Source organism: Noviherbaspirillum denitrificans (genome assembly GCF_002211445.1).
GTDB classification, from domain to species: domain Bacteria; phylum Pseudomonadota; class Gammaproteobacteria; order Burkholderiales; family Burkholderiaceae_D; genus Noviherbaspirillum; species Noviherbaspirillum denitrificans.
This window is the reverse complement of record NZ_LSTO01000001.1, coordinates 634,638-639,523: the sequence shown is the minus strand read 5'-3', so window position 1 is coordinate 639,523 and position 4,886 is coordinate 634,638. Positions and strand designations below refer to the sequence as shown.

Annotated in this window: 3 protein-coding genes; all 3 read right to left on the bottom strand. The window is 67.2% G+C overall.

Annotated features, from left to right (window positions below):
- The coding region (locus AYR66_RS03255) for a hypothetical protein (RefSeq protein WP_206047038.1) at nt 1–309 on the bottom strand (309 nt) is incomplete at its 3' end.
- Nucleotides 269–2,101 (bottom strand): hypothetical protein, encoded by a 1,833-nt coding sequence (locus AYR66_RS03250; protein WP_088706330.1) that lies wholly within the window; start codon nt 2,099–2,101, stop codon nt 269–271. The genes AYR66_RS03255 and AYR66_RS03250, both read right to left, overlap by 41 nt.
- A 181-nt stretch (nt 2,102–2,282) precedes the next feature.
- Nucleotides 2,283–4,886, bottom strand: a 2,604-nt coding sequence (locus AYR66_RS03245) for a bifunctional diguanylate cyclase/phosphodiesterase (protein ID WP_206047037.1), incomplete at its 5' end; no start/stop codon positions are given.

The following is a 4,886-nucleotide window of genomic DNA, read 5'->3' as shown; positions in this document are numbered from 1 at the left end:
GACCAGCCCCGCCGACGAGAGCGATGAAACGATGCTGCCGCCGAGGCGCAGGCGGGCGGAACTCCGGATGCGCTTCGATACCAGTTGCCAGGCCGCCGTGCCTTCCTGCTTCACGATGCCTGCCGTGCTCGTGAAGAGGTCGGCCAGCAGGCGCTCCTGGGCAGGCGCGCCGGTGCCGAGCATCTTGCCGGGATGGAGCAGGCGGGCTTGCTCCGGGTAGCGCCGGCGCATCTGTTCCAGCACATCCGGTTCGCGCCGGGCGAGCAGGTCAACGAGGGCCTGCAGTTGGAGGGGAGCTTGCTTGGTCACTGGTCGTCCCTGGGTGAATGATCAGGCGGCGTGCCGCGATTTCGATCAGGTGGATGGGAGAGGAAAGAATCCATGCGAGGAGGCGATTGGGATTCCATCGACCCGCGCGCAACAGCATGAGCAGCGCGTACGACAGTCCGGATGCAGCGAGCGCGGACATGATCCAGGCCAGCGGGCGGCGTTGCGGGTCTTGTGCCAGCGCAGCGAACGACGGGAACGCCTGCAGGCAGTAAAACGTCGCGAAGGCCACTGCCGCGCCGAACATGGGAATCATCCAGAAACGCCGCAGCCACGGTTCGGCAGCCAGCGCATGGCGATGCGGCCGCCACAGCAGCAAGCCGAAGAGGGCGGCGACGATGCCCGCCGCGCTGTCGTACAGCAGCGTCACGACCAGCCACAGCATCCAGGGCACGAACAGCACCAGCGCGTCCAGGAATGCGGCGTAGGGCATCATCAGCAGGAAACCCAGGGAACGGATGCCCTTGACCATCACGCTCGCCGCCGGCCGGTGTCCGAAGCGCGGCGCGGGCAGCCGCAGCACCGCCCAGTCCGCCAGGATGGGCCGCAACGAAAACAGCGGGACGAACAGGCCAACGAACCACGGAACCTGGACCAGCGCCGGAATCGCCGGCACGATGCGCGCCGACAGTTCCCGCGACCTTCCGCTTGCCAGCGTGCTGAACCGCAGCGCGCGCAAGCCGTGCTCGCCGAGGTCATCCATCCGTTGTTCCACTTCCATGACGGTGCGCAGGGGACCGATGATGGCGGGACGGACCAGCATCCTGCCGCTGCCCGTGGAGAGCGCGGACAACGCTTCGCCAAAGGTCGGCCGGCGCAGCGCTTCCTTCAGCCCGTCGGCGACGTGCAGCGCATTCACCGCGTCGAGATAGCCCGATGAGCGCGAGCATGCGGCGGCGGAACAACCGAGCATGAACACCGAGGCATCCGCTTCGCGCGCCGCCGCTTCGAGTTGCGCGATCGGCAGTTCGCCATGGACCGCGCCGGACGCATCGCGTACCACGAAGCGGTCGCCTTCCACATGGCCGACGATGAAGACGGTCTTCTGCTTCTGCTCGCGCAGCGCATGCGTGAAGGCATCGGGATCGGCATGGCCGCCCGGCTGATGGAGCTCGCCCAGCGCCTCGTCCATCCTGCGCAGCACATCCGCATCGGATGGGTGGAAGAGCGACATGACGCGCACCTTGCGCGTGCGGACCGGCTGCTGCAGCGCCCACGCGAGTTCGTCTGCATGCAGTGCCGCCACTTCCAGGAACACGCCGGCGTATTTCTCCGCCATCAGCACGCGCCGGCCGTTTGCCTCTTCCACCACCACGCGGCCCAGCGTGCCGTCGCCGCGCAGCAGGTGGATGGGGCGGCCGGGCGCGGTGTCGGCCGTCTTCTTCAGGAGCTCGCCGAGCGCGCTCAGGTCATCCTCGGACAGGACCAGTGCGGCGGTTCGCAGCAGCGCGGCGCCGTCGGCGGTCAGTGCCAGAGCGCCGCCCGCGCTGGCGGTCGCGACCACCACTTCCGCGCCATGTGCATCGGCGGCAATCACCTTGCCGTCAGCGATGCGCAGTGCATGTGCGGGATGCGGACCGGGCGGGTGCGCCTTGACGATGTCGTGCAGCCGGCGTCCGGCCGCAACCGACGCCTTGGCGGCGGCGCGCGAGGCATCGCCGGCCGCATCAAGTGCCTTGAGCCACCACGCGGCGTGCGCCTCCGTTGCGAACAGGGCGCTGACGATGAATGACACGATCAGGGTTGCGCATGCAGGATGCCGTGTGCCGGTCATGATGACTCCCGGTAAGGCGCTTCCGGGCGACATGCCGGGCGCAGCCCGACAAGGCTAATCTGCTGCACAGGCCCGTACTTGATCCCGCACAAATTGATCGTAGGGGTGCGCCGCGCGCACCATGGCAGTAGCAAGTGCACTGGTGCGCGGGGCGCACCCTATGGAACTGACTCTTGGTAGATCAGGACACCTGCACCGGTGCGCTGTGCATTTCCTGCCGCGCCCGGCACCACTGCGCGAACTCGTCCGCCGGCAACGGGCGGCTGAACCAGAAGCCCTGTGCCAGGCTGCAGCCGTGTTCCTGCAGGTAGCGCAGCGCGTCTTCCGATTCGATGCCTTCGCCGATCACGTCCAGCTTGAGGCTGTGGCCGAGCGCGATGATGGCGCCGGTGACGGTGCGGCTGGCCTGGTCGCTTTCGATGCGGCGCACGAAGGATTGGTCGACCTTCAGCTTGTCCAGCGGCAGGCTGGTCAGGCGGCTCAGGCTGGAGTAGCCGGTGCCGAAATCGTCGAGTGCCACCTTCACGCCGAGCGCCTTGATGCGGTCCAGCACCTTGATCGCTTCATCGAGGTTGTCCATCACCGCGCTTTCCGTCACCTCCACTTCCAGGCCGCAGGGATCGGCGCCGTTGTCGGCCAGGATGCCGCTCAGCCGTTCCGCGAAATCGCGCTGGCGGAACTGCAGCGGCGAGACATTGACTGCGATCGACAGCGTCAGTCCCTCCTCGCGCCAGACGCCGCGCTGGCGGCAGGCTTCGGCCACCACCCATTCGCCCAGTTCGGTGATCAGGCCGGCGGACTCGGCGACGGGGATGAAGCGGTCCGGGCCGACCATATCTCCCTCGCGGTCGCACAGCCGCACCAGCGCCTCGGCGCCGGTGATGCGGCCGCTGCGGATGTCCACCACCGGCTGGTAATGGAGGCGCAGGCCGCCTTGCTGCAAAGCCTGCCGCACCCGCGCCTCGAGCGAATGCGCCTCGTCGGCGTGACGGTCCAGCTCCGGCGTGTAGAACTGGTAGCTGGCGCGGCCCGTCTGCTTGACCTGGTACATCGCGAGGTCCGCCGCGTGCAGCAGCGCGCTGATGTCGGACGCATGTTCGGGATAGAAGCTGATGCCGATGGAAGGCGACAGCGACAGCTCCAGCGTGTCGATCAGGTAGGGCTGGCTGATGCTGTCCACCAGGTGCTGCGCGACGGTCGCGGCGCGCCGGCGGTCGGCATCGAGCACGGGCAGCACGACCACGAACTCGTCGCCGCCGAGGCGGCCGACCAGGTCTTCCTGGCGCGTGCCGGCGGACAGGCGCCGTGCCACTTCCTGCAGCACGCGGTCGCCGGTCTCGTGGCCGTAGATGTCGTTGATCGGCTTGAAGCGGTCGAGGTCGATGAACAGCAGCGCGCCGCGCGCATGATTGCGCCGCGCGGCGGCCAGCAGGTGGCTGCCGTATTCGAACACCAGCGCGCGGTTGGGCAGGCCGGTCAATGGATCGTGCAGCGCGGCCTGGCGCGCATGCTCCTGCGCCAGCTTGCGCTCGGTGACGTCGGTATGCGTGCCGATCAGGCGGACGGCGCGGCCGTCGGGACCGCGCTCCGCGGCGATCGCCTGCGACATAATCCAGCGCCAGCTGCCGTCGCTGGCGCGCAGCCGCATTTCCTGCCAGTAGTTTTCACGCCGTCCTTCGATCACGTCGCCGATCAGCTTCGGCATGCCCGCGCGGTCTTCCTTGTGGACCAGCTGCATCCAGTCATCCATGGTCTGCAATTCCTGCGGCGGGTAGCCGAGCATGGCAAACAGCAGGTCGTCCGCCGGCAATAAGCGGCGCGAGGCAACATCCAGTTCCCACACGGCGGTGCCGCCCGCCTTCAGTGCCAGGGCCGAGCGGTACTGGCTCTCGCGCAGGGTCTGCAGGGCATCGCGCAGCGCGGTATCGCGCTCTGTCAGCAAGGTCGCCGCATCGTCCATTGCCTTGGCAACGGCAGCGGCTTCGACGATTTCCACGGCAGGTGGATGGACCGGTTCTCCCGCGCCAAGCGCGCGTGCCGGCGCGACGAGTGCGTGGAAGGCGCGCACGATGCGGCCGCCGATCTTCCCGGCCATCGCGATGCCGATGGCGAACAGGACGGCGATGCCCAGCGCCAGCATGGATATGCGCTGCTTGAACTGCGCGGCAAGCATGGCATGCGGAATGGCGATCGCGATGCGCCAGCCGGTGACGGGCGAACTGGTGTAGGCGGCGCGCGCCGATTCGCCGTCCTTCATCACCGCATCGAAGGTGCCCTCGCCGGACGACATCAGCTTGTCGAAATAGTCCCTGGACGGCTTTTGCCCGGAAAAGCGTTGAGATTCGCGGCTGCGCGTGACGATCGTGCCCTTGCTGTCGAAGATGGTCGCGACCCAACCGTAGGGCAACCTTTGCGCCGACAGGATATCGTTGAAGCTGTCCGGATAGATGTTGACGTTGAGGAAGGCTTGCACCTTGCCGTCGCGCAGCACCGGCACGCCGACCACCATGATGGGCATGTGCAGCACGGAGCCGATGAAAATGTCCGAGACCGCCGGTTCGCCCGTCTCGAACACGCGCTGGACAATATCCGGGTTGCCGTGCAATGGCAGAGGCTGCCCGAAGGCAACAGATGTGTTAAGGATCTGCTGCCCGGACTTGTCAGCCAGGACGACGGCCGATCCGAGCTGCGTTTCATACAGTGCCTTCTGTGCCTGGATGTAGAAACTGCGAAGGTCGCCCCCGGTCAAGGTATCAGATGTGGCAAGTCCCTGCGCTAGGGATTG

What these genes read in the sequence shown, in the direction of transcription:
- AYR66_RS03250 (WP_088706330.1), bottom strand. Translation starts at nt 2,101, where the DNA reads ATGACCGGCACACGGCATCCTGCATGCGCAACCCTGATCGTGTCATTC.